The organism is Streptomyces sp. 2-1, from assembly GCF_048564895.1.
GTDB classification, from domain to species: Bacteria; Actinomycetota; Actinomycetes; order Streptomycetales; family Streptomycetaceae; genus Streptomyces; species Streptomyces phaeochromogenes.
On record NZ_CP183383.1, the window covers coordinates 11467044 to 11489709 of the forward strand.

A 22666-nucleotide genomic window follows, 5' to 3' on the forward strand; every position below is an offset into this window, starting at 1 on the left:
TCCGATGTGGAGGCGGGACTGGTGCTGCTCAACCCGCCCGGGCTGCTCCCGGCCGACTTGCTGCCGCACTGGCCGTACGCTCAGGCCATCGACCAGGCACTCACCGACCAGGGCATCCCACCCGGCACCGTTCGCGTGGAGCGCACCTACCGCAGGCACGACGTGACCATGTACCTGATGTTCATCTGGGACGTGAGTCGCTGCGCCGGCCTGGGCGGCATCCAGCTCACGTGGCAGGAAGACTCTGGTTGGTGGCACGCCCTGCTCCGCGGCAGTCCCGGGTCTGCGATCCCCAGAGGGCCACTCGCCGCGCTGCACCGGGTGTTCGCGCCACCAGAGGCCGTCGCAGACGTGGCCGATTCACTGGTGTCCCGACACTTCAGCAACTACGAGGCGCAATGGCACGGAGAATGGGACCGAGCTCAAGAGGTGCGCCCCGCGATCGACGCATTCCGGTGCAGACTCTGAGGGATGCCGCCGCGCCTGCCGACCGAGGGCGCGGCATCATGACCATCCCCTCACGAGGTGGGCCAGTTGCACGACAGCAGCCAAAAAAGGAACCCTGACGGTGATACCGATGCCTGAGTCGTCGCCAGAGGGGGATGAGGAATTGAACGCCGACAAGCAAGACGCGCGCATCGGTTGGTCCGGCACGCTCTGGCGCGTGTGGGAGTCGTTGCGCGGCAGGGGCTGCTGGTATGCAGTCTTCTGGCCGGGCGGCGAACCGTACAGCGATGAGCGGGCCGTTGTCCTGCGCCGCACGCGGTACCGTTGGCAGGCTTCCCGATGGGTCTGGGGCTTCGGAAGGGGTCTCCGCCCGCCGATCCTGGTCACGCCGCACGATCTGACCCCGCAGTACGGGTCCGGGGAACCTCTCTATCCGTACCCTGACCGGCCTCTTGGAATGGACGAGCAGGTCCTGGGCCGCGTGCCCGGGAAGCCCGGCGCTTGAGGAAGGTGGTTGTGACCCGGCTGCGCGGTTCGTGAACCGCCCACGCCCACGGGCATCGATCATTTCCGTGTGCCAGAGCCGCCCCCCGGGGTGAAGCCGTCTTCACCCGGATGAGGCGCAAGGGCCCAGTGGCGTACGGGCGAGGGCGGTCCGGAACTGCGAGTGGTTGTCAGTGCCCGGCGGTACGGTCCGCAGCATGACGTCGACCCCTGACCCGAACACCGCACGGTGGCTGCTGGAGGTCACCGCCGCCGCAGCCCCTGTCGACCCGGCCGCCTTCGAGGAGCAGCGTCAACTGCTGCGTTCCGTCGCGGCGTTCCACCCCGCCTCACGGACGTGGGGCACGTACATCGGCGCGCTCGATGTCCGGGCACTCACCGTCCTGCAGCGCCTCTACGGGGCAGCACAGCGGTTCGGGACCGAGGTACGCATGCAGGTGATCGCCGCCCCGGCCACCTGGAACGGGCCGTGCTTTACCGAGGCCGGCGAACTGGCGGCGCTCGCGGCGGCAGAAGCCGACCGCGGACGGCAGCTCGGACAGCTTCCAGCTTCCTGACACGGGCGCGCTGCCAGAGCCGACCTGCCCAAGTGGTGTGACTTACCGTCTTGGCGGGTGAATCGGGGCCGTCTGCCGGGCGGGTCGTGAGCGGAGCCCGATACGAAGATCACCAACAGTTGGTGATCTTCGAAGGGATCCGTCGTGCGTCTCACCCGTCCCGCCCGTACTGCTGTCGCCTCGCTCTGCGTGGTGGCCGCGCTGTTCGCCTCCACGGCGACGGCCCACGCCGCTCCGTCCGCGCCCGGCGACACCGTGACCCTGCCGGTCCGCGACGCCCTTCAGGCGCTGCCCGTCCAGGAGGAGAGCCGGGCCGGCTACACCCGCGACAAGTTCAGGCACTGGAATGCCGGCCTGCTCGCCGACGGCTGCAATACGAGGGCGGAGGTCCTCAAGTCCGAGGCGGTCACCGCTCCGGAACAGGAGGCGAACTGTGTGCTCACCGGCGGCCTCTGGTACAGCGCCTACGACGACCTGTACCTCGACAGCGCCCGCAAGCTCGACGTCGACCACCTCGTACCGCTCGCCGAAGCGTGGGACAGCGGAGCCTCCGGTTGGAGCGCGAAGGAGCGCGAGGCATACGCCAACGATCAGGACGACCCGCGGGCCTTGATCGCGGTGTCCGCGTCCAGCAACCGGTCCAAGTCGGACCAAGACCCGGGCACCTGGTTGCCGACGTTCGAGGGCTATCGGTGTCAGTACGTCACCGACTGGGTCGCGGACAAAACCCGCTATGGACTGTCCGTCGACGTGAGCGAGGAAGCCGCGCTCTCCGAGATGCTGAGCCGCTGCCCCAACGAGCCGATCACCGTCACCCTGGCCCGGTAACGACAACCCTGCGGACTGTGCCGCATGTGAAAGCCCCGGCTGGACGGGGGAGACCAGCCGGGGCGGTGCGTGGTGATCTACGGAGGGCGGTCGCCTCTCGGCGGGACGCTCCATGGGGCTTCAGCCGGACGATCGTCCCCATGGGCTATAGGTGAGGCCCGGGGACCTCGTCCCCTCCGCAGCCACATCTAGACGAACGGTCAACTGTCCCTGGATGTTCCGACCTTGATGCTGCGCGGCGTGTGAACTGGGCACGCCGTCGGGCATCACGGTGCCAGCTACCGTGCGCTGGCCAGGGCGGCGGTTCACAGCAGGGAGGGTGAGGTGGCGCAGGACGTACCAGCGCGTCCTGATGCGGAGCTGTGCATGAGAGCGTCGGCTGTCGCGTGGAGGCTGCTCCTGCGGTCAAACGGCGTGGTGCAGCCAGCGCTGGAGGACGATATTGACGTCTGCCGACAGAGCGCTGAGCTGGTCGATGACGGCACGGTCTTCGGGCATCGGGGGGATACCGGCGGCGGTCAGTGCCGCATGCAGGGCAAGGCGCCGCTGATCGCGTGGGGCGAGGGTGTAGCTGAGGCGGTGGGCGGGGTTGGGCGGCGGCAGGAAGTAGTCGATGTCATCACAGGGCTGGGCGGGAGTCGGCCATGCGCCGTCACCAGGATGCACGGCGTACGGGTCGACGAAGGCGCAGGAACGGAGGTTCTCGTTGCTCCAGGGGGTCATCTCTGTCTCCTCACCGGCGAATTGCGGATCAAAGGTCCAGAGCCCCGCAAGGGCCGCTTCGGTTGCGGCCGCGGCTGTACGTCACGCTGATGGCGCCATCAGCTGCTGATCACCTGGTGTGACCAGCAGCTGGCAGACGCCGCACCGCGGCGGTGTCTGGAGTGGACCCGGTGACGGAGTGTCCCGAGTATCGGGGCAGTCCTGTCGTTCTGCAGTCCACTCTCGATCCCAGAGATGCCCGCACGCGGCGCGCCTGGTGGTCGTGCGTTCAGTCGTCCGCCGGCGGGTGAGGCTTCTCCGCGCAGGTTTGGCGGATGCCGGAGCCAGGAATCCCTATGCCACCGGCAGGCGGGCCCGTACCAAAACCCCCTGATCAGCCGTGAGCCTCTGCCGGGTGTCCCACCCTCGCGGCCTCGGGCCAACCATCGGGAGAGCAGCTGTGGTTGATCTCGGATTTGTGGGCCCCAGCCGGCCCGCGAACGACTACCGGTTCTTGAAGGTCACCGACGGTGACACCCCCACCATCGAAATGGCGATTCGCATGGTGTCTATCGACACCCCGGAAAGCCAATTCGGTGGTGCTCCGGCCACCGCCCAGGCCGCTTTGGAGCGCGCCAAGACGCGGCTGCTGGACGGCACCTACGATGCGCTGCCGCAGGACCTGCGCGACTACCTCGTCTCCCGGATCACTCCCGACGCCGCGCAGCGCCATCAGTCCGCGGGCAAGGCGGCGGCCGAGGCGCATACGGCCATGGTGGCCACCCGCCTGGCCCGCCCCGACGGCTCCCAGCGCAAGATGGCCGTAATCGCCACCGGCGAGCTCGTCGAGGGCAACGGACGCCTGCTGGCCTACACCGCTCCCTGGTTCACCGGCAGCGCCTCCGATCCGCTGCCGCCACGCGACGACCCCCGCCGGCGCACGTTCAACCTGGACATGGTGGCGCTCGGCTGGGCGGCCACCTTCCTCATCTACCCCTCCATCCCGCCCACCAAGGACCTGAACCTGCTGCTGGACGAGGCGGAGGCAGCCTGGACACAGCAACTCGGCGCCTGGGCCCAGTTCGGGCAGGACCTCCTGCTGGGATACGAGTACCGGGCCTGCATCAAACTCGGCGCCCGGGAACTGCCCGATCCGGCCGAGGCGATCGCCCAGGCCTACCAACGGGTGTGCGTCGATCTGCGGACGCTGACCGAGGTGGGCCTCTACGGCTACCACCAGGTACCGCCCCAGCACCGGCTGTGGATCTGGGCGACCGACCTCGAGCAGGCACGCGAAGACCTACCGATCAGCTCCTGAACCCCGTGGTGATGAGCCGGTGCCTGCTCCCAGCCGCCTGTCGGCGCTGAGCCGCGCCAACGCCGCCCGGACCAGCCTTCACCCACAGGCGGGACGTCTGGCAATCAAGTGGCAAGACCTCCACCAACCAGATGGTGATCGTGAGCACGACGGTGTTGCGCTTGAAGATCACTGAACCTCTTCAGCGTTGCCGCTCCAGGGTGAGAATGGCTTTGGCGATTGACGTCATGCGGTTGGGGCTGCAGCGGGACCTGCGGAAGATCCGCCAGGACTTCAGGCAGGCCACGCCGCGCTCAACCGGTGCCCGTGCCGCGGCCAGAGCCCGGTTGACGGTCTTCTCGGTAGGGGTGAGTTTCCGCAGGGGCCTGCGTTTGATGCCCGTGGTCAGCCAGGGGCCACCGCCCTGGTAGGCGAGATCGGCCAGGATGGGGACGCCCTGGCGCTCGCAGATGCGGATGATCCGGTGAGTGCGGGCGGCGGTCAGGTCGTGGGAGCGGCCCGGCAGCGCGGGAGAGAGCCACAGCAGCCGGCCGTCCGGATCGGTGACTATCTGCACGTTTACCCCGTGCCGGCGGTGCTTGTGGGAGTAGTCGGCCCGTCCGTCGCCAACCCGGTCGCACTCGGCGAGCGTGCCGTCCAGGAGGACGAAGTCCGGATCCTGCTCGCGTAGGACCTTCAGCAGGCCCGGAGCACAGTCGGCGAGGAGGTCGATGACCGCGCTGGTGTAGGCGTGGGCGGTGGATTCGCTGATCCCGAACCCGGCAGCGATCTTCGCCAGGGTGGTGTGTTCGCGCAGGTACACCAGTGCCACTATCGCGCGCTAGGACGGGCGGCCGACCGCAAGACCGGCAAGGCCACCGCCAAGACCGTCTACACCGTCACCAGCCTCATCGCCGAGCAGGCCATCTCGGCCCAGCTCGCCCGACTCGTCCTCGACCACTGGCAGATCGAGTTCCTGCACCACGTCCGCGACACCACTTTCGCCGAGGACGCCTCAGGGAAGGAGCCGGCAACGTGCCCCGCGCGGTGGCCGTCTGGCGCAAACCTCGCCATCGGAGCCCAACGGACAGCCGGAAGGCCAGCCTGCGCTGTAACGCACGCGACCCCCGACGCCCGCTCGCACTCCTCAGCCTCGCATGATCACAAATCGGGCGTCACGCAATTACGCCGAAGCCCTGCTCTTCTACCCACTTGCTCGTTTCGCCTCGCAGATATTCGAGGGAAGCGAGGTACGCCCGCCCTACGGCGCATCGCTTGATGGCGTAGAACCACAAAACGAAGCGCAATTGCTCAGGAGCGAAATGCCAGGATTCCCCGGCTCGGTCTCCATCCGGCTGGACGATGTACCTCTGACACCACCGAATGGTCTGGTAGCCCAGAGTTTCAGTCGGCTTCGGGACTCCTGAGGGGAGGTTTCCTGTCTGAGACATGATCTTCCGATCCCCCTCTCGCGTAGCCAAGTCGGCTTCGACGAGCCGCAGTTGAGGGGGTGACGTTCGTGCGGCCGTGCGGCAGAATCGTCAGCTATGGATCAGGCCACGTCGGTAGTGTTGGCTTCGGCCGTAGCGGGGTTCTCCAGCGCTGCGGGGGCTGCGCTCGGGTCAGTCATCGCTGGGCGCACGGCTCGTGATCAGATCCACCACACCGCGCAGCACGAGAAGGTGACGCGGCATGAGGTAGCCCTTGCGGAGCGCTTCAGCTGCTTCAAGGACAAGGTGAACGACGCGATAGGGGCCTTGCGCGACATTGAGCACGCACTTATCGATGACGAGCCGGTGAGTGGGAGACCGGCAAAGAAAGCATGCGCTGCTGTCTGGACAAGTTACCACGATGACGTTTGGTCGACCGGTCGCCGTGAAGTGATACTGGCGGCAAACGAAGTGCGCAGGCACCTGGAGGACGGTCTTGCTGCGATAGAGGTTTTGATCAATAACCCAAACGAAGCGAAGGCTCCAGACTCGGAGAGCATGAGGGCGTGGAGTAGTTGCCTCGGACGTATAGGTAACGCCTACCAGACCACTTCTCGTCTGATGGGCGAGGTAATTCGTGGGGCCGACCTCTAGGAGTTGCTGAGCAGCTTGTAATGCTTCTCGTCCATGTCGACGTCCGGAGGGGCCTCAGAGGGCGCTGTGGATTCGTTCTCATCCGCCTTGTCGAAAGTCATTCGGAGCCTGGCTCGGTCTTCCAGGTCCTCCAGCTCGAAGACGTCAACCGCGCGCTGTCGGCGGCACGCGCACCGGTCGAGCGCGGCGTCGCACGGCTGAAGTCCTGGCGGATCTTCCGCAGAGCCCGGTGCAGCCCGAACCGAATGTCGTCAATCGCAGCCGCCATCCTCACTCTGGAGCGGCACTGCTGAAAGAGCTCACTGTTTAGGCGGTTTCTTAGCCTCAGACCTCCACGGCGCCCTCGAGGAAGTCGTAATGGTAGGCGAGGGCTTGGCCAAGATCCGTGCGGCCCGGTGTGCCGGGTTGGGACGTCTGCCATAGCGCGATGCCCGCGTTCTTGATCTCCGCGGTGCGGAACGCCGCCATGGGAGAGTTCTCGGGGTTTTCGGCGGCAACGAGGACCGCGAGGATGTGGTGGGCGGCTTCGAGGCCCGGATGCCGCGCCGCGCGCCGCGCCACGGCCGTGATGTTGGTGATGTCCGTAGTGCTCTTGAGGGTCTGGGCGGTCAGCTCCAGCCATAGCGCGTCGTCCAGCGCGGCGGTGTAGGCGAAGTTCCCGGCCCCCTGCAGGTGGCCGGCCGATCCGGGAAGGTCGAGCGCGAGAACGTTGCGCCACAACGCGATGGCAGTCTCGACGTCCGCTGTGTTCTCCGGAGTGGCGGTGCGGGGTAGGAGGCGCTCGGCGTTGGCCAGCAGCCGAGAGATCGCCGCCGGGCCGCCCTCGTGGGTGCTCAGGAGGGCGAGGAACTCTGGTCGTCCTCCGAGGTCGGCCGGCTTGGCCAGGAGCAGGGTCGCGCAGTACCGCCAGAGCGACGCGTGAGTCGTGTCGCCGCCATTGGTGCGGCTCAGGTAGGCGGCGAGCTTGACCGGGTCGAGGCGTCGCAGGATCCGCATCCCGTGCGCGTCGATGCTCCGCCGGGCGTTGATCCCGAGGACGGCGGGCACGAACGTTTTGTCGAGGTCGAAGAGATCTTTTTGGTGCCGGTCTGTCCAGCAAGGCGCATGCTGAATTAGAGCGGGGAGGTGATGGCCGATGACGGCCAGGGCGCGGCCGTCGGTTCCTCTGTCGAGGATGCCGTCGAGAAGGGCTTCTACGGCCACGGTGAGTTCGGCGGGGGCGGTGACGAACGTCAGGCCGTATCGGATGAGGGCGTCGAGTGCGAGGCCGCCGACTTCTTGGTGCGCGGCCGACAGAGGGTCGGTCACCTCGGTGACCGGTTCGGTCCAGGCAGTGACGCCCGTTTCCAGCCAGACGGTGAGCGCTCCTGAGATGGTTCCGATGTCGGTGCCGCGCGTCCACGCCTCGCTCAACGCCAGACACAGGGTCACCTGTGCCTGCGACTGGACCGGGGCCGCGACGCTGGGGGCGCTGAGTAGGTCCCACAGTGCCGTGATGACAGCCTTCGTGGTGGCTTCGTGATCCGGGAGCGGGCACGGGGCGGCGGTCAGGGGGGCGTGCAGCGCGGCCAGGTAGGACTGTTGCAGAGTGTGATCCTCGAGCGCCACTGAGACCGCGGGACATCGGCGGCCCATCGGGCCGGGTCGGTGGCAATGAGCTGGCCCAGGACGATCTGGGTAAATTCCGGGGACAGGGAACCGGCCTGCTGCCGCTGCCGCAGAAGCGCGGCGGCCGCCGGCGCGCCCTGGCTGGTGGCCGCAGCCGCGAGGTCCTGCCCGGACTCGGTGAGCGTGCCGAGGTAGGGGACGATCCGAAAGCGCGGCAGAGGTTTGGCTGGAGCGGGCCCGAGCTGGGAGGCCACCGCGTCGACGACGGGCTGCCACGGGGCAAGCACGGACGTGGGCAGCACCGGGGACAGCGACCACACCACGGACCACCCGGCCGGAGCCGGGACCGTCCAGTTGGCCAGAGCGCTGCGGCCCGCGTCGAGGGCGGCCCCGGTCGGGGCTGGGCCGAGCGCGTCCGTGAGGTCGTTCTCCAGCTCCGGCAGGGCATCGGGCGGGCAGTAGTCGAGGGCGGTGGAAACCAGGTCGACGGTATCGGCACCGACCATCTCTAGGTTGCCCAGGCGAGTCAGAGGGCCGCGGGCAGTCGCGAGCGGACGCCGTGCTGGAACTCGGTCCGGGCGAAGTCCAGGCGGGCGCGGACCGCGATCCGAGTGGCGGAGGGGCCAAAGTCATCAGCGGACACGACCTGGCGCAGGTCGTCCGCCCGGTCGAGCGGAGCATGCTCCCCCTCGGACGCAACGGCAGCCTCGACGACTGCCTCCAGCGCGCCGCGTACGGCCCGCACCACGGCCGCCTCCCCGGCGCCGTCCGGGCCGTACGCGGCGCGCTGGAGTTCTCCCAGCTGCGACTGAAGCTCCCAGTGCTGCCCGGCGGGGTGCTCCACAACGTGCACCAGCACCCGCTTGGCCACCTCCACCCAGTCGACGTCCCGCTCGCTGCCCGGGATGTCGATCAGCCACACCACCAGCTCGTGCCACAGCGCCTCGACCGTGCCTTCCTGGTCCAGGACGGCACGCACAACGCAAGCGGAAGTCCCGCCGATGGCGCGGGCCACCTGAAGAAGACCGCCGAGCACGCCCGGATCAACGTCTGTGAACGTGCCCTGCTGCCGCAGCAACCAGTCCAGGGCACGTTGGGGATCCGCCTGCGCGATGCGTTCCAGGTACGGCTGGGCCGACCAGTGCTCCGACTGTGGCAACAGCCGAGCCGTATTGACCAGATCGAGCTAGTCGGCGCTGACGGCGTTGGCGAAGAACCACCTGATCGCGCAGGGCTGGTGGACGGCGGCTACGGCCGCAGCGTCCTCGGCGCTTGGCGCCTCGGCTCGGGCGAGCTGGACCAGCAACGGGGCCAAGGCGGGCAGGTCGAGCAGGAGTTGCTCGACGTGGGCCATGAGGTCGACGAAAAGGCTGCGGGTGCTCGCCTCGTCCTCGGCCCCGCCGCCGTGAAGACTTCCGGAGGTTCGCTGGTAGAACTTCGCCCAAGCCCGGAACGCCTCCTCCTCACCGCCCCCGGGGACGGTTCCGGTGCGCTGGGTGACGAGGTGAGCCAGCTGGTGCCGCCGGAAACCGCCGCCGATCTGCTTCTTGCGTTCCTGGTAGGCCCACGCGCTCCGCAAGCCGTCGAGGTCGTCCGGCCCGGCCGCTTCTTCGGTCGCTCCGGACGCCTGTCGGGCCTGCCGGATGCGGCGCAGGATTTCAACGAGCGCCCGCTGGCTATCTCTGTCAGCGGGCAGCGCATCCAGATCCTGGGCCAGGTCAAGGAGTTCGCGGAGCGCCTCGTACTCCGGTTGAGGGTCGGCTGGAACCGGCAAGTGGTCCTTGGGGATGCGGATCAGCCGCTCGACTTTCGCTCCGAGGCCGGCTTTCGGCTCCAAAGCATCTGGCACGTCGGCTGCGTCGAGAGCCGTGAGCAACTTGCCCAGTGGGGTTTGTCGCTGCCGTCCAGCCTGCCTGATGAGGCCCGCGACCTCGTTGTTGACCTGCTGCTGGGCGTCGCGGGGACCCGCGAAGTCTTCCCCGGCTTCCTTGAGGAGCGCATCCAGAGCGGACCGGCAGGACGCCTGAACGGTCTCGAACGGCCTGGGCCAGCGCTCGTGCTCCTGAAGCATCTGCGCGGCGGTGCGAAGGTGGGCTAGCGCCCGCTCCCCGTTGGCTCCCAGCGCCATGAGGGCCTTTGCAGTGTGCGAGACGTCCGCCAGCCGGGACGGGTCAACTTCCGCGTGAGGAGCGCCATTCGGTGTCACCGGGCCACGCTAGCAGCGCTTGGCCGCGCCCCGGGCGCGGTGCCGGGCCGCCCACCCGGCGAGGGATGTGCCGGCGCGCGGCCTATAAACGCAGGGCCAGGCGGCGCGTTCACGGGGCGTGGAGCTCGCGAACGTGGAACGGCTCGACATCAAGCTGAGCTCCGCTAAAAGGTCTCGTCTCCGGCACTACAGCTGCCGGGGACGAGACGTCTTGACGTCCTGCGAGGGCCAGTCAGAGGTGACAGGTTTTGCCGCCTTGGGGAGGGTCAGCTGTTCTTCTCTACTTCCACCATCACCTTGCTGATGACCTCTTCCGGGCTCTCTTCCAGATGGTTCACCGCCGTGGCCAGCAGCACGGTGCCCACCCGGGCGTTGGCGTGGGCGATATGCGCAACCACGTCAACGAGCTCGTTCCAGCCGGCCTTGACTCCCTCCAAGTCGCCTGCCTCGACACCCGCTCGGAACGTTGACTCAGCCGCATTCAGCAGGTCGCGGTATACAGGCTCAACTGCTTCCCCGCTGTGCCCGCCACCAGCCTTGGCCAGGTTGTAGAAGGCGACCAGCGCTTGGCCGGCGCGTCGGTCATAGTCGCGCGACTTGTCATCGTAGGTTCCCATGGGGCAGAGGTTATCGAGCCCCACTGACACTCAGCGGTAAAGCGCTTGCTCGCCCGCTCCCGACAAACACGCGGGGTTGGTTGCGCGCGTTGCACGACGGTGTGCCCACTAGGCCGTGGGCTCTCTCGATCGAGATGTCGCGTGCATCAGACGGATCTGAGCGTGCTGCACCGCACCCGGGGGTCATGTCCCGCTGGGTGGTGTAGTCAGGGCAGCAGTTTCGGTTCCGGTTGTGCGGTGATCTGCGGTTCGCGTTCGGTTGGCTTGGTGGTGCAGAGGTCGGCCATGGAGGCTTCGGAGAGGTAGCGGCGGTCGAAGACCTGCCATTCGTCGTGGAGTTCGCAGAGGACCGCCGCAGCGAGTCGGTCCAGGGCGGCGGGGTTGGGGAAGACCTGGACGACGTCGGCCCGCCGTTTGATCTCCCGGTTCAGCCGTTCCAGCGGGTTTGTCGACCAGATCTTCTTCCAGTGCGCCGACGGGAAGTCCGCGAACGCGGTGATGTCGACTGCGGCGTCCAGCAGCATCTTCTTGACATTCGGAAACTGCCGTCCGAGCATGTCGGCGACCACGTTCAGCTGGGTGCGGACCGCCTCGCCGGTGGTCTGCGCGAAGATCGTGCGAATGGTGGCGGCGACCATCTCCCCAGAACCCCTCTCGATCACCGAGAAAACGTCCCGGACGAAGTGAACCCGGCACCTTTGCCAGGCCGCGCCCAGGAAGACGGTGCGGATCGCGGCCACCAGTCCGCTGTGGCTGTCGGAAATGACCAGCTGGACGTTCTCCAGGCCGCGGGCCCGCAGGCTGCGCAGGAACGTGGTCCAGAACGGCTTCGATTCGCTGTCACCGACCATCACACCGAGGATCTCGCGGTGCCCGGCGGCGGAGATCCCGGTGGCGATGACCACGGCCTGCGAGGTGATCCGGTGGTTCACGCGGGCCTTGCAGTAGGTGGCGTCCAGGAAGACGTAGGGAAAGACGGTGTGATCCAGCGGCCGTTCCTTGAACGCCGCGAGTTCTGCGTCGAGTTCGCCGCAGATCCTGGAGACCTCGGACTTGGAGATCCCGCTGTCCGCACCGAGGGCTTTGACCAGGTCATCGACGTTGCGGGTGGAGACGCCGTGCACGTATGCCTCCATCATCACGGCGAACAGCGCCCGGTCGATCCGCCGTCGGCGTTCCAGCAGGGAGGGGAAGAACGATCCGGTCCGCACCTTCGGGATCTTCAGGTCCAGGTCGCCGGCCTGCGTGGTCAGCAGGCGTTCGCGGTGTCCGTTGCGCCAGGTCGTGCGCGTCTCGGAGCGTTCACCCGGGGCGGCACCGATCGTCTCGGTGGCTTCGGCTTCGATGAGCTCCTGCAGGATGCGCTCGCACACCACTGTCAACGGCCTCTTGATCGTCCCCGCTGGCGGCCTTGAGACATCCCCGCTGGTGGCAGGCATGATCGCCCCACTCGCGGCCAGATAATCTCCCCGCCTTCGGTTGGCGTGGATCAGCTGAAGGGCTTCACTCCCTGTCCGGACGTGGCCTCGGTGAGCCGGTAGCTGTCACCCTGGGTGACGACGATGTGAGCGTGGTGCATGAGCCTGTCGACCGTCGCGGTGGCGAGGGTCTTGGGCATGATCTCGTCGAATCCAGAAGGGTGGAGGTTGCTCGAAACCGCGATCGAGCGCCGTTCATATGCGGCATCGACCAGGCGGTAGAAGCCCTCAGCGGCGTCCGGTGAGACGGGCAGGAGCCCGATGTCGTCGATGATGATCAGGTCCGAGCGGATGATCCTCGCGAGGGCCCGGGCGATGGAGTCGTCCGCGCGGTGTCGGCGGACGAGGGCGCCGAGGTCCTCGATGGTGAACCAGGCGACGGTCAGGCCAGCTTCGACCGCGGTCTGCCCGAGGGCCTCGGTGAAGTGGCTCTTGCCCGTGCCGGAGGGTCCACAGATGCAGAAATTCTCCCGCCGCCCGATCCATTCGAGGGTCTTGAGCGCGTCCTGAGTGGCCCTGGGGATCGAGGACTTGGTCTCCAGCCAGTCGCCGAAGGTCTTGCCGGTGGGGAACCCTGCCCGCTTGCGGCGGGTGTTCAGGTTGGCGCGGTCGCGGCCAGCGGCTTCCTCGGCCAGCAGGACACGGACGACCTCGGCGGGGTCCCAGCGTTGGGCCTTCGCGGTGGGGACCAGATCGGCCAGCACTCGTCGCAGGTGCGGGAGTTTGAGTCGCTTGGTCAGCTCGATGGCCTCGGCGAGCGGGTCGCCGTTGGTGCCGTGAACGGTGCGCAGAGGGGTGGCCATCAGGCGAGATCGCTTTCGTCGTACTCGGAGACGTCGGGAGTCGTCGGGGTGGTGCCGAAGGTGGACCAGGCGGAGGTGCCGGGCTGCAGGGAGTGCTCCTCGCTGCGGCGGACTGGCTCGGCCTGGTCGTGGACGGCCTGGTAGTCGAGGATCGAGAGCAGATCCTTGTCCGCGAAGCGGGCGGTGACCGCGGCGGTGCCCAGAGCGCGGTCAACTTCCGCTATGGAGTAGAGCTTTGACAGGGCGACGGCCTCGGCCATCTTCGCCTTGATCCTTCTGACTCCGCCGGCAGCGGCCTCCACCAGCCAGGACGCGGCGCCAGGGCCGAGCGCGAGAAACGCGGCCTCGTCCGCGGACCTTGCCTTCGGCCGGCGGTCGGCCTCCTTGTCCTCGCGCGGCGGATAGTGGGCGTCCTCCAGGACCGGGGTGCCGGGCTGGCCGCGGCGGTGGCGGGAGACCTCGTGCGCCGAGCCGTGTTCGTCGACGGCGGTGACGATCAGCTCGTCGCCGTGGAAACGGGCCCAGACCCGGGCATCGATCAGTTCGTGCGGGACCGAGTAGCGCACTCCTTCGACCGAGATCGTGGACTCCCAGTTGACCCTGCGGGTGGTGCCGAACGCGGCGGTGAACGGACGCCGCGGCAGCGGGTGCAATCGCTGGGCTTCCTCCGCGAGCCGCTCGACAGGCTTGCGCCGAGTCGCTTTGTGGGTGCGGGAGTTGACCTCGTCGCAGAAGGTGCGGCAGGCCGCTTCCAGCTCTGCGAACGTCTTGTAGTGCTCGCGCAGGTTCACCGCCTTCGGCACGAGATCGGCCTTGGCGATCCGCACCGTCGCCTCCGAGCCGCCCTTCGTCTCCGGGTCCGCCGGCAGACACGTCCGTATGGTCGTGCCGTAGTGCCTCGCGACCTCGACGATCTCCGGGTTGCGGACCGCGATTCCGGCGATGTGGTCCGTGGTGACCGTTTTCTCGTTGTCCGTGAGGACGTAGGCCGGGATCCCGCCGATCCTGCGGAACGTCGCGTCCAGGCACGAGGTGACCGTCGGCAGCGTCTTGTCCCAGATCGGGATGACGATCCGGAACCGGGACCAGGCCAGCCAGGCGCAGAACAGCGCCGTCTTGCGCCCGCCGATGACCGGCCCGTCGCCGAAGTCGTATTGCAACCACAGCCCCGGCTCGGTCACCCACGGCCGGTAAACTCGCCGACGACCGGCCCTGAACTGGGCCTTTGCCTCGGCGACCGTGCGGCGGGTGGTGCGTTCCCCGCCGGTGAAGCCCATCGCGACGATCCTCTTGTGGACCACGTCCGCGCGGATCCGGCCCTGCGAGCGGACCACCAGCTCCTCGATCTTCGGCAGATAGTCGTCGATCGCGCGGGACCGGTGACGGCGCTGTTCCGGATTCTGGCCCGCGGCCCGCATCTTCACGTACCGGGCCACCGTGTGGTGGTCGCACCCGGCCAGCTCGGCCGCGGCACGATAACTCCCCGTGAGGTCGTACGCCTCCAGGATCTCCATGATCTCCCTGCTGTTCTTCACCCGCCCGACCCTCGCCGAACGAGATCTGGATCTTGGGAGCGGGGCAGTATCTGGCCGTACTCGGGGAAGCCCGTGGCCATAGATTTCGCTGTAAGTGGCCGCCAGCGGGGAGCTTACGAAGGCCGCCGTCACACCACCCTGATTGCTTCAACTCCATCGGCCCGACGTAGTGACTCCAGCAGCCGCATCAGCTCAGACTGGGACAAGGCCATCGCGTGCTCCTCCGGTTGAACTGCCCGTTCACCAGGGAGACTTGCGCGATGGCCTGCCCTTGTTCAGGGAGCGTGCACCGTTAGCGGATGCACGCCCCGGGCAGACACCCGCGCGTTCCGGGCCGCGGCCCGGCTACACCACTTCACGGGACACGATCCCCCGGGGCGCGATTCCGCGACGAAAAATGCGATTCCTACGTCGGTGCCTTCTGGCAGGCTGTGTCGGGTGACAGGGGAGAGCGATGTAGGCCAGAACGACGAGGTCTGGGCGATGGAAATGCTCGGCCGGATCAAGCGAGGCGCGCAGGAGGCGCGTGAGCGTCGTGACGCGCTCGCGGCGGCGGTCGATGAAATGGCAGATGGGTTCACGCAGTTGGGCCTCAAGCCCTGGAAGATGGAACACGCGAGCTCAGCGCGCGAGGACATGACGGCCCCAGACGTCCTGCTCGGCGGCCGCGCCGAACCGGCTGGGAAGATCCTCAGGTACGAAGCGGCGGTTAACATCCTGAGCGCTGCCGATCAGCTTCGGGGTTTCGCCGTCTTGCTTCGTGCGGAAGCTTCGTTGATGGGCGCGGTCTCGGTCGCGCGGGGCGTCTTTGAGGCGTGTCTGTGGGCCACAGCGGTGATCGACCCGACCATCACCACTGACGAGCGTCTGCAACGTGCCCTGACGCGTCGCCTCGCACGACTCTCGGCAGGTATCCGTCTCAGTGAAATGCTCGGCGGTGGTCTCACTGACGCCGACCAGGTCATCGACAACGAGGGCCAAATCGACGACGAGCATGGGACCTACCGGCATCCTGCGAAGGACATCGCCGACATCGAGAGTTATGCAAAGGGCCGGGGCTGGCCTTTGAAGAAGCGCCCTCGTGCCACTGAGATCACGCCGCTGTCGATTGACTGGCTCAGCGAGAACCTTGAGCGCCGAATCGGCATCGAGGGGTATGCCTGGACGAGCGGGTCGTCGATGGCGCATGGTGAGCATGCCGCCGACACGGCGTCGTGGATTGAACTGTCCCAAGATATTGGTACGGCTCCGGCGTGGTTGATCCGATTGTGGTCGCCTGGTGCCTGGGCGGGGCCTCGTCTCTTCCTCGCAACCCTGGCCAGCTACACAGGGATCTTTAACCTGCGGGGAGAGTATCAGCGATTTGAGAAACTGTTTTTGAGCGAGCAAGGCAAGAGTTAATTGAGCTTCTTCGAGCGGGCCACCGATTCCTAATGCTGTCTGTCAAGCCACAAGCGGCAGTGGAGGTGTCAGTTCGTAGCGCCGTCCGTTACGCAGGAGAGCCCACAGGACGTTGACGCGTCGGCGAGCGAGAGCGAGGACAGCCTGGATGTGGCGCTTGCCCTCGGCGCGTTTGCGGTCGTAGAACCGGCGAGAGTCCTCGCAGTACCGGATGCTGAACAGTGCCGAGATGTAGAAGACACGCTGGAGTCTGCGGTTGTAGCGGCGGGGTCATGGGACAGGACCCGAGCAAAATCCGCTACCTGGTGTGCTCGGCACCCGTACAGTCACGGACCGCCGCCCGCCGCCTGGCCCCTGTGCACTGACGTTCCAGCCTGGCGACACCGGAGACGGGCCCGCTGGTTGTGCCGTGGGTACTCCCGCGACTGCTCAGCCGGCTACTGCCTCCGGCTGCGGTTCGACCTCAGCGGACTGCGGGGCGGTGGCGGCGGTGTAGAAGACGGATGAACCCTGCTTGGTGCGGTGGGCGTGGCTCTTGGCGACCAGCCCTTCGACCGTGGTGCGCACCACGGTGGTTTTGATGGTGCGGTCGGGGTGGGCCTGGGTGAGTGCGGAGGAGATCTCGGCCGCCGACCGCGGCTCGTTCTGCTGCTTGAGGTGGTTGCGGATCAGATCGACCAGGGACGGCTTGCCGGCTGCCTTGGCGGACGAGGCCTCAGCGGCGGGCTTCTTGGACGCCGCCTTGCCCACACCCGCGGCGGCGGTCTTCTTCGACCTGCTCCGCTTGGGCTCGGCAGCAGCTTGGCGGGGCACGGACACAACTGCCTTGGTGGGCCGCCTCGGCGGCGGGGCTCGCGCCGCCGAGCGCCTGCTGCATGTTCACCAACACGGTGTGGTCATGCTGCAAGGTGCGCAGCTGCTCCTGCAGGGCCTCCACTTCCACCCCGATACGTTCCTGCTCCTTGGTGTTGCGCTCCAGGTCACCTGTGATCTGTGCGATGTACTGCGACGTCAATTCTGTACTGCTGGCCTGGATTTCAGACATGACATGAGCCCTTCTGCAGTGCGCGAGCACGGTGGTGAAAGCAGGAACCGTATGCGCCAGTGGATGGAGATAATCCGTCTGCGGTGACCGGATGGCCCGCAGGACATCACTGCGGCAGCCTGCCGGAATAGAGAGATAGTACGCATGAGCGAAAACTGGTTGTTCCTGCTGAGTGATGTGTCACTCTCCCGTGAAGGCAGGACAGTCAGCAGATGCGGGGTGCACCCACCAATAGCTGGCAGCTGTCCCGTCACCGTTGAACTGCTGCTTGGCCCACTCTGATCTGCGGTGACAAGTGCCAGGAGATCTCCTTGTCGCCGATGTGCCGCCAGCCGGCCAGCAGGCGGGAGCGGACCAGTTGGTCGAGGAGGTTCTGCAACTGCTGCGGGGACTGGCCGCAGAGCCGGGCAAGGAGGTCGAGTTCTGCGCTCCCGGTGCTGGTCACGGGGCGTCGGCGGCATAGGGGTGCCCAAGCGCAGGTGGGGGCCTGGTTCCAGTGGCGGCGGTCTCACGTGATCCGAGCCCTCCGGCTCGCTTCCACACAGGCCCGCAGGTACTAGGGATTGCCCAGTGGCATCCACTGGCCCGGTCCGGGGCGGACCATGCCGATCTTCGTGGCGATCAGCACGTGGTCCGGATACGGGAAGAGCGGGTCATGGATGAGTTGCTCGGCGGTGTGGGGGCCGTAGGCGTCGGCGGTGTCGATGTGGCTGATGCCGTAGGTGTCCACGGCCTGGTGGAGAATGCTGAGCGCGGTGTCGCGGTCGGCGGGGTCTCCCCAGATGCCGGGGCCGGTGAGGCGCATGGCGCCCAACCCGAGCCGGGACACGGTCTTCCCGGCGATGGCAATCGTGCCCCCGGCGGTGTGGGTGTGGGTGTCATACGAGGGGCACCTGCAGACAGATCTTCGAGGCGACGTCGACGGTGTGGGCCTGACTGTCAGGGTCGCTGTGTACGCGCAGGTGAGGGATGTCGTCGCTGTCCAGGAGGCGGTGCACGTGCTGGTCGACGAGCCGTCGGTAGCGGGGGTCGTAGTCGTGGCTGGTGTCGACGGGCACGCTCTCATCGAGGACCGTCGCGAACAGCAGGTCGTACTTGGGCAGTTGGGTAGAGGCGAGTAGGAGGAGACGTTCGCGTTCCCCCCCCGGGGAGGAGGAGCTTCGCCGCGGTACTCCAGCGCGGCGTGAAAATAGGCGAGGGCGTCGTGGGCGGCCCGGTCGACGAGGACGACTCCGGCGCCCTGGGCTCTCGCGGCGATCTCGTCGGCGATGCCCTGCGCGATGATCCATTCGGTGGACTGCGCGGTGTGGTGCTGCATCTTCGGCAGGCCGGCCGCGGCGGCACGCTTGCCGAGCCGGCCGGTGCGCGCCACGGTGATCCCTTCTGCACGCAGTTCCATCTCTATGCGCTTGAGGAGCGTGGTCTTGCCGGTGGAATGGGTACCGAGCACGCCGATACGGATCGGCTGGGTGGAGGTCACCACAGGGTGGGGTCCTTGTCTGGTTCGGGGGCGCCGGGCAGGCCGGGCGGCACGGCCGCGGCCACCAACTGGTCCCACGTCTCGTAGTGGGCGGTCATGGCGATGAGGAGCTGCGCCGTGGCGAAGGCGTCGAACGTGGCCCGGTGCCGCTGCGCCGGGGCCTCGCTCAGGTCCGGCTGGAGGTGCTTGATCAGGGCATCCAGGCTGTATCCGTCCAGGTCCGGGAACGTGGCCCTGGCGAGCCGGAGCGTGTCCAGCACGCCGGCCGGTTCCCAGCCCGGAAGATGAGCGCGCAGCACGCGGTAGTCGGTGTGGGCGCTGTGCACGCACACCCACACGGTGCCCAGGAAGGCGTGCACCTGGCCCGCGATCTCTGCCCATGCCGGCTTGTCGGCCAAGTCGTTGTTGGACAGGCCGTGTACCCGGGTTGCGAAGGCGGTGACGGGACGGTTCGGGCGGGTCAGCCACGCCTTCGCGGTGTTCTTGTCGGGAGCGCCGTCCCGAACAGGCAGCGCGGCGACCTCGACGAGATCGGGCGGGTTGGTCCCGTTGCCTTCGACGTCGACGACGAGCAGTGCGGGCCAGGAGGCGAAGTTCATGGAGTGTTGGGTCCGTCCTCCGCCTCCCAGCCGATGGGGCCCGGCCGTGTTGGCGGTAGTGGTGAGGCTTGTCGCGGTCGTCACCGTCCCTGCGGACCACTGCGGGGTTGACGTACTGCGCAACCCCCTTCCTTGCCGGAACGTCAGCGGCCGTGTTCTGTTGCAGCTACGGCACTGCCGACCGCCTCGTGAGGGCTGCGACGCTGCTCCGGATGACGCGGTCGCTGACGTGTATCGCGGTCTTCACCTCGTCGTGCAGTTCGGCGGGGAAGGCGCCCGCGCCGAGCGCGCAGGTACCGAGGAGGGCACGGCAGTCCTGCGCCTCGTGATCGGTCGCGAGGGCTGTGAACGATGGGTGCGCAAGGATCTCCCGGGCGGCGTACCCGTCGGTCATCTCTGTCGCCCGGCGGTGCAGTTCCGCGACTACCAGGCGTGCGGCCGGGTGATCGTGGGAGGTGACCGCGTCCAGCACGGTGAGGCCGAGCCGGGTGTTGAAGACGGTTATGCCTTGTTCGTCCGAGTGGACGAGGTAGGTGGCCACCAAATCCTGCAGCTGGCGGTGGAATGGTTGGCCGGCTGCCTGTCGGCACAGGACGGTCAGGCAGCTTGTGACGGCGTTCTCCCACGGCTCCCCGGGCTCCGTGTGCGCCAGGAGTTCCTCGGCGGCGAGAGTGTCACCTGTGGTGAGAGCGGTGAGGACGGCTACCTGGCGGCCGTCTAACATCCTCTGCCCGACGCCGTGGTGTTCCTCAATGTGGGCGAGTGCTTCGGCCCAGCGGCCGGCAGTTGTCAGGGTTCGTGTTCCGTCGGCGAGGAGCACTCGCCACAGCCAGGCGCGGACTTCTTGGCGGTCCTCGGGGCTGGTGGTGAGGTCGGCTGGTACGGCGATGCCGTCGAACTGGGCAGGGGCGCCGGTGCTGACGGCGTTGTACAGGGTGAGGAGGTGCTGGCGGCCGTCGTCGGCGTGCCCGGCGCGGATCTGGAGGCGTGCGAGGTTGACGACGGGTTCGAGGGCCCGGATCGCGGTCATACCCGGCAGGGGGCAGGCGTGGAGGTAGGCGGCGGCGTGCTGGTGGCACATCGTGCGGGCCGACTCGGGCAGGTCGAGGTCGGAGGTGAGGAGGGCGGCCTGGTTGTAGACCGCGGAGGCCAGGCCCTGGTCCGCCTTGTCGGCGGCGTTGTCAGCCAGTTCGGTGAGCGCGCGGACGCGTTTGGGCAGGGGCAGGCAGGCGGGCCGGAAGCGGGCGACGAGCGGGAAGCGCTGGGCTATGGGTCCGTGCGGGTCCATGAGTGTCCCCGGGGGTGAGATCGGAGAGGTGCGGAAACGACGGTGCCCGCCGGCGTGTGGCCGTCGGGCACCGACCACTGGGGCGGGGTGTCACTGCCAGTCGACGATGACCCGGTTCAGGGGGTTGTCGATGACGAACCGGCCGGGACGCTCCTCGACGGCGGGGGCGTCGAGGGCCTGCAGCTCGAAGGTGGCTTCCCGTCCGCGGTACTCGCGGTCCCAGGTACGGATAGTGTCGGCGACCCTCGCGGCCAGCTCGTCACTGCCAGGCCCGTGGCCGATGACGCCGAACTCCCACAACTTGCCGCCCTCGGGCGTCTTCTGGTCGGACAGACGGCGGGCGAGGTAGGTCACCGCGCCCTTGTCGACGGCCGCGGTCGACGAGGGGTAGGGGTCCTCAGTCAGCACAGTGCCCTTGGCGGCCTGCGGGAAGTGCATACGGACCAGGCCCGACGGCATGGTGCAGGAGACGAACAGCTCCATCCACTCCGGCGACTCCATGGCGCGGACCATCATGCCGGTCCACTCCTCGGCGCGCGGCTGCTCCAGCACTCCGGCCATGGCGTCGGCATCGATGTTCTGGGCCGCCGGCGCGTGGAGTCGTACGGTGCCGTCCGTGCTGAGCGGGATGTCGCGGCGGTCGTCGTCGGCGATGCCTCGGCGCAGCGGCATGAAGGTGTTCATCTCGCTGCCGCGCGACACCCACCGGCCATCGTGGCGCTCGTAGACGATGGATCGGGAGACGCTGCCCTTGAGCCGCTGCGGGGTCACGAGCCGGCCGCCGGGGGCGAGTTGCTCAAGCCAGGCGTGCGGGATGCCGTGCGCGCCGACGGTGGCGATGATCCGGTCGTACGGAGCCCCCTCGGCGTGTCCGAGGGCGCCATCGCGGGTGATTGCCTCCACGTTGGTGAAGCCGGCCGCGGCGAGGTGTGCGCGGGCTCCCGCGACCAGGTCGTCGTCGACGTCGATGGTGGTGACGTGGCCGCTGTCACCGACGAGGTGGGCGATCAGAGCAGCGTTGTAGCCGGTGCCGGCGCCGAGTTCGAGAATCCGTTCGCCCGGCTGGGCTTGGAGCTGGTCGAGCATGAGGGCGACGACGACCGGCTGGGAGGCGCAGGAGATCGACGATCCGTCGGCGTCGTGCTTGACGTCCACCACGTTGTTGGCATACGCGGCCTCGAGGGTCGCCTCGGGCACGAAGAGATGCCGGGGCACGGTGCGCAGGGCAGTCTCGACCTCGGGGGTGCGGGCCTGCCCGTTGGCTTTGACCTGGTCGACCAGGGCATTGCGGAGTCGGGCCGCATCGGCTTCAGAGGTGGTGATGGTGTGGGTGTTCACTGCGCTGACGCTATCGGCTGTGGGCGGCAATCCTGCTGATGAAGGGGTGTTTTCACTCGATCCCATGACTACCTCTTTTGCGATGTGAGACAGGGCGTGCTGTTCCTCTGGAGAGAGGCCGGCACGGTTGGCGTGGAAGAGAACGTGGTGTGTGAGAACGGCGCGAAGTCCGCGGGTAAGTCCTCCACCCGCGGCGAGTTCGGCGAGGGCCGCGCCGGTCCGCTCGAAGGCGGCCACCCACGGGGTATGTCCGTCGAGCGGGCCGCCTGGGCGGCACAGAGCCGGGGTGCTGGCAGTCATCAGCGTGCGCATCGCCGGGGCCAGGGCGGCAGTCCTCTCCGGGGGGATCGGTCCGGCGGCCGGGCGCAGGGCGGCGTACTTCACCCAGACGTGGCCCTGCTCGAACCAGTCCAGACCGGCAGCCCGCATCATCGCGCTCGCCAGGAGAGCAAGGGTCTCCCGGCGGCCGAGGTGTCCGGGGCCGGGCGAGTAGGCGAGCAGGTGACGGCAGTCGGCGTGAAACAGCTCGTGCGCCGCATCCATGGCGTACCGGCCGCCGAACGCGACCGTCTCGGGCTCGTAGATGCCGCGCACCCAGGAGCGGATGGTCCCGTCGTCGGCCAGGTCGTTCAGGAGACGTTCCACGAGCAGGGACGGCTCGGGCGCCTGGTAACGCAGTGGCCAGGGCTGCTTGTTCATGAACCACCAGCCGGTGACCTGCCCAGCTTCCTCCGCTGCGAACAGTGCGGGGCCGAGGCGTTCGGTGATGGCGCGCTGTGCGCTCTCGAGGTCGGCGAAGGCGACGTTGTGCTGGTGCCAGTCCGAGGGCATGACGGGTCCTTCGATCGG

The 22666-nt window shown here is 67.8% G+C and carries 23 protein-coding genes and 4 pseudogenes; 8 read left to right on the plus strand and 19 right to left on the minus strand.

The genetic code is table 11. The features are described 5' to 3' along the window. Positions 1 to 21: 21 nt before the first annotated feature. The 3 genes from ACN20J_RS49925 (at position 22) to ACN20J_RS49935 (ending at position 2336) form a co-directional block, all read left to right on the plus strand. On the plus strand, positions 22 to 468 hold the full coding sequence (locus ACN20J_RS49925; RefSeq protein WP_419668781.1) for a hypothetical protein: 447 nt from the start codon (positions 22 to 24) through the stop codon (positions 466 to 468). Positions 469 to 1148: 680 nt separating this feature from the next. Further along, positions 1149 to 1508 (plus strand): hypothetical protein, encoded by a 360-nt coding sequence (locus ACN20J_RS49930; RefSeq protein WP_362001080.1) that lies wholly within the window; start codon positions 1149 to 1151, stop codon positions 1506 to 1508. Between the two features lie 144 nt (positions 1509 to 1652). Then, positions 1653 to 2336: an HNH endonuclease family protein gene (locus ACN20J_RS49935; protein ID WP_362309058.1), complete on the plus strand. Its 684-nt coding sequence runs from the start codon at positions 1653 to 1655 to the stop codon at positions 2334 to 2336. A 405-nt stretch (positions 2337 to 2741) separates the two neighbouring features. Here the strand turns inward: ACN20J_RS49935 and ACN20J_RS49940 are convergent, their stop codons facing one another. Further along, the gene (locus tag ACN20J_RS49940) at positions 2742 to 3059 is read right to left on the minus strand and encodes a hypothetical protein (protein ID WP_362001074.1); all 318 of its coding nucleotides are present in this window, start codon (positions 3057 to 3059) and stop codon (positions 2742 to 2744) included. A gap of 439 nt (positions 3060 to 3498) precedes the next feature. On the opposite strand from ACN20J_RS49940, the gene ACN20J_RS49945 reads away from it, so the two are divergent. Beyond that, positions 3499 to 4356, plus strand: a complete 858-nt coding sequence (locus tag ACN20J_RS49945) for a hypothetical protein (protein WP_419668782.1) — start codon at positions 3499 to 3501, stop codon at positions 4354 to 4356. Positions 4357 to 4537: 181 nt separating this feature from the next. Here the strand turns inward: ACN20J_RS49945 and ACN20J_RS49950 are convergent. Both ACN20J_RS49950 and ACN20J_RS49955 read right to left on the minus strand, forming a co-directional pair. Continuing rightward, a pseudogene (locus ACN20J_RS49950) lies at positions 4538 to 5176 on the minus strand (transposase family protein); the annotation flags it as partial. After that, positions 5177 to 5320 carry a hypothetical protein gene (locus tag ACN20J_RS49955; protein WP_362001119.1) on the minus strand — a complete coding sequence of 48 codons (144 nt, stop codon included), beginning with the start codon at positions 5318 to 5320 and terminating at the stop codon, positions 5177 to 5179. It abuts the pseudogene before it with no gap. Positions 5321 to 5882: 562 nt separating this feature from the next. Here ACN20J_RS49955 and ACN20J_RS49960 point away from each other — a divergent pair. Both ACN20J_RS49960 and ACN20J_RS49965 read left to right on the plus strand, forming a co-directional pair. Then, positions 5883 to 6419, plus strand: coding sequence for a hypothetical protein (locus ACN20J_RS49960; protein WP_419668783.1), 537 nt, complete (start codon positions 5883 to 5885; stop codon positions 6417 to 6419). A gap of 143 nt (positions 6420 to 6562) precedes the next feature. Next, a pseudogene (locus ACN20J_RS49965) lies at positions 6563 to 6712 on the plus strand (IS5/IS1182 family transposase); the annotation flags it as partial. Positions 6713 to 6743: 31 nt separating this feature from the next. Here ACN20J_RS49965 and ACN20J_RS49970 read toward each other — a convergent pair. Genes ACN20J_RS49970 through ACN20J_RS49985 form a run of 4 tightly spaced genes read right to left on the minus strand, consistent with a single transcriptional unit; the run spans position 6744 to position 9381 of the window. Beyond that, a complete protein-coding gene (locus tag ACN20J_RS49970; protein ID WP_419668784.1) occupies positions 6744 to 8027 on the minus strand; it encodes a hypothetical protein in 1284 nt (427 codons plus the stop codon). Beyond that, on the minus strand, positions 7967 to 8533 hold the full coding sequence (locus tag ACN20J_RS49975) for a hypothetical protein (RefSeq protein ID WP_419668785.1): 567 nt from the start codon (positions 8531 to 8533) through the stop codon (positions 7967 to 7969). The genes ACN20J_RS49970 and ACN20J_RS49975 overlap by 61 nt, the downstream gene beginning before the upstream one ends. A gap of 20 nt (positions 8534 to 8553) precedes the next feature. Further along, positions 8554 to 9186 (minus strand): hypothetical protein, encoded by a 633-nt coding sequence (locus ACN20J_RS49980; RefSeq protein WP_419668786.1) that lies wholly within the window; start codon positions 9184 to 9186, stop codon positions 8554 to 8556. Between the two features lie 27 nt (positions 9187 to 9213). After that, complete coding sequence (locus ACN20J_RS49985) at positions 9214 to 9381, minus strand: hypothetical protein (RefSeq protein ID WP_419668787.1); 168 nt, start codon at positions 9379 to 9381, stop codon at positions 9214 to 9216. Here ACN20J_RS49985 and ACN20J_RS49990 point away from each other — a divergent pair. After that, positions 9373 to 10125: a hypothetical protein gene (locus tag ACN20J_RS49990; protein WP_419668788.1), complete on the plus strand. Its 753-nt coding sequence runs from the start codon at positions 9373 to 9375 to the stop codon at positions 10123 to 10125. The two genes, ACN20J_RS49985 and ACN20J_RS49990, sit on opposite strands and share 9 nt — an antisense overlap. A gap of 374 nt (positions 10126 to 10499) precedes the next feature. Here the strand turns inward: ACN20J_RS49990 and ACN20J_RS49995 are convergent, their stop codons facing one another. From ACN20J_RS49995 to istA, 4 genes and pseudogenes are all read right to left on the minus strand, one after another. Continuing rightward, entirely contained in the window at positions 10500 to 10850 is a 351-nt protein-coding gene (locus ACN20J_RS49995; protein ID WP_362001054.1) for a hypothetical protein, read from the minus strand. Positions 10851 to 11056: 206 nt separating this feature from the next. Then, a pseudogene (locus tag ACN20J_RS50000) lies at positions 11057 to 12217 on the minus strand (IS256 family transposase); the annotation flags it as partial. Positions 12218 to 12339: 122 nt separating this feature from the next. After that, positions 12340 to 13131 (minus strand): IS21-like element helper ATPase IstB, encoded by a 792-nt coding sequence (gene istB, locus ACN20J_RS50005; protein WP_419668789.1) that lies wholly within the window; start codon positions 13129 to 13131, stop codon positions 12340 to 12342. Then, positions 13131 to 14666, minus strand: coding sequence for an IS21 family transposase (gene istA / locus ACN20J_RS50010; RefSeq protein WP_419668790.1), 1536 nt, complete (start codon positions 14664 to 14666; stop codon positions 13131 to 13133). Before istA ends, istB begins: the two co-directional genes overlap by 1 nt. A gap of 438 nt (positions 14667 to 15104) precedes the next feature. On the opposite strand from istA, the gene ACN20J_RS50015 reads away from it, so the two are divergent. Continuing rightward, positions 15105 to 16067 carry a hypothetical protein gene (locus ACN20J_RS50015; RefSeq protein WP_419668791.1) on the plus strand — a complete coding sequence of 321 codons (963 nt, stop codon included), beginning with the start codon at positions 15105 to 15107 and terminating at the stop codon, positions 16065 to 16067. Between the two features lie 42 nt (positions 16068 to 16109). Here the strand turns inward: ACN20J_RS50015 and ACN20J_RS50020 are convergent. From ACN20J_RS50020 to fxlM, 8 genes and pseudogenes are all read right to left on the minus strand, one after another. Beyond that, positions 16110 to 16337 (minus strand): annotated as a pseudogene (locus ACN20J_RS50020) (IS110 family transposase); the annotation flags it as partial. Positions 16338 to 16496: 159 nt separating this feature from the next. Next, a complete protein-coding gene (locus ACN20J_RS50025) occupies positions 16497 to 16880 on the minus strand; it encodes a hypothetical protein (RefSeq protein ID WP_419668792.1) in 384 nt (127 codons plus the stop codon). After that, the gene (locus ACN20J_RS50030; RefSeq protein WP_419668793.1) at positions 16783 to 17112 is read right to left on the minus strand and encodes a hypothetical protein; all 330 of its coding nucleotides are present in this window, start codon (positions 17110 to 17112) and stop codon (positions 16783 to 16785) included. Before ACN20J_RS50030 ends, ACN20J_RS50025 begins: the two co-directional genes overlap by 98 nt. A 250-nt stretch (positions 17113 to 17362) precedes the next feature. After that, positions 17363 to 17557 (minus strand): hypothetical protein, encoded by a 195-nt coding sequence (locus ACN20J_RS50035; protein WP_362001042.1) that lies wholly within the window; start codon positions 17555 to 17557, stop codon positions 17363 to 17365. A gap of 111 nt (positions 17558 to 17668) precedes the next feature. After that, positions 17669 to 18592 (minus strand): aldo/keto reductase, encoded by a 924-nt coding sequence (locus tag ACN20J_RS50040; protein ID WP_419668794.1) that lies wholly within the window; start codon positions 18590 to 18592, stop codon positions 17669 to 17671. Then, positions 18589 to 19191 carry an exonuclease domain-containing protein gene (locus ACN20J_RS50045; protein ID WP_419668795.1) on the minus strand — a complete coding sequence of 201 codons (603 nt, stop codon included), beginning with the start codon at positions 19189 to 19191 and terminating at the stop codon, positions 18589 to 18591. The genes ACN20J_RS50040 and ACN20J_RS50045 overlap by 4 nt, the downstream gene beginning before the upstream one ends. 166 nt (positions 19192 to 19357) lie before the next feature. After that, positions 19358 to 20479 (minus strand): hypothetical protein, encoded by a 1122-nt coding sequence (locus ACN20J_RS50050; RefSeq protein WP_419668796.1) that lies wholly within the window; start codon positions 20477 to 20479, stop codon positions 19358 to 19360. 90 nt (positions 20480 to 20569) lie between these two features. Continuing rightward, positions 20570 to 22648: a methyltransferase, FxLD system gene (fxlM, locus tag ACN20J_RS50055; RefSeq protein WP_419668797.1), complete on the minus strand. Its 2079-nt coding sequence runs from the start codon at positions 22646 to 22648 to the stop codon at positions 20570 to 20572. Positions 22649 to 22666: the final 18 nt, after the last annotated feature.

Bases quoted from the DNA above. Each gene is read 5' to 3' on its own strand.
- ACN20J_RS50050 (WP_419668796.1), bottom strand. From the start codon at position 20,479: ATGGACCCGCACGGACCCATAGCCCAGCGCTTCCCGCTCGTCGCCCGC.
- ACN20J_RS49985 (WP_419668787.1), bottom strand. From the start codon at position 9,381: ATGGCCCACGTCGAGCAACTCCTGCTCGACCTGCCCGCCTTGGCCCCG.
- istB (WP_419668789.1), bottom strand. From the start codon at position 13,131: ATGGCCACCCCTCTGCGCACCGTTCACGGCACCAACGGCGACCCGCTC.
- ACN20J_RS49960 (WP_419668783.1), top strand. From the start codon at position 5,883: ATGGATCAGGCCACGTCGGTAGTGTTGGCTTCGGCCGTAGCGGGGTTC.
- ACN20J_RS49940 (WP_362001074.1), bottom strand. From the start codon at position 3,059: ATGACCCCCTGGAGCAACGAGAACCTCCGTTCCTGCGCCTTCGTCGAC.
- ACN20J_RS50045 (WP_419668795.1), bottom strand. From the start codon at position 19,191: ATGAACTTCGCCTCCTGGCCCGCACTGCTCGTCGTCGACGTCGAAGGC.
- fxlM (WP_419668797.1), bottom strand. From the start codon at position 22,648: ATGCCCTCGGACTGGCACCAGCACAACGTCGCCTTCGCCGACCTCGAG.
- ACN20J_RS49975 (WP_419668785.1), bottom strand. From the start codon at position 8,533: ATGGTCGGTGCCGATACCGTCGACCTGGTTTCCACCGCCCTCGACTAC.
- ACN20J_RS49995 (WP_362001054.1), bottom strand. From the start codon at position 10,850: ATGGGAACCTACGATGACAAGTCGCGCGACTATGACCGACGCGCCGGC.
- ACN20J_RS49930 (WP_362001080.1), top strand. From the start codon at position 1,149: ATGACGTCGACCCCTGACCCGAACACCGCACGGTGGCTGCTGGAGGTC.
- ACN20J_RS50030 (WP_419668793.1), bottom strand. From the start codon at position 17,112: ATGTCTGAAATCCAGGCCAGCAGTACAGAATTGACGTCGCAGTACATC.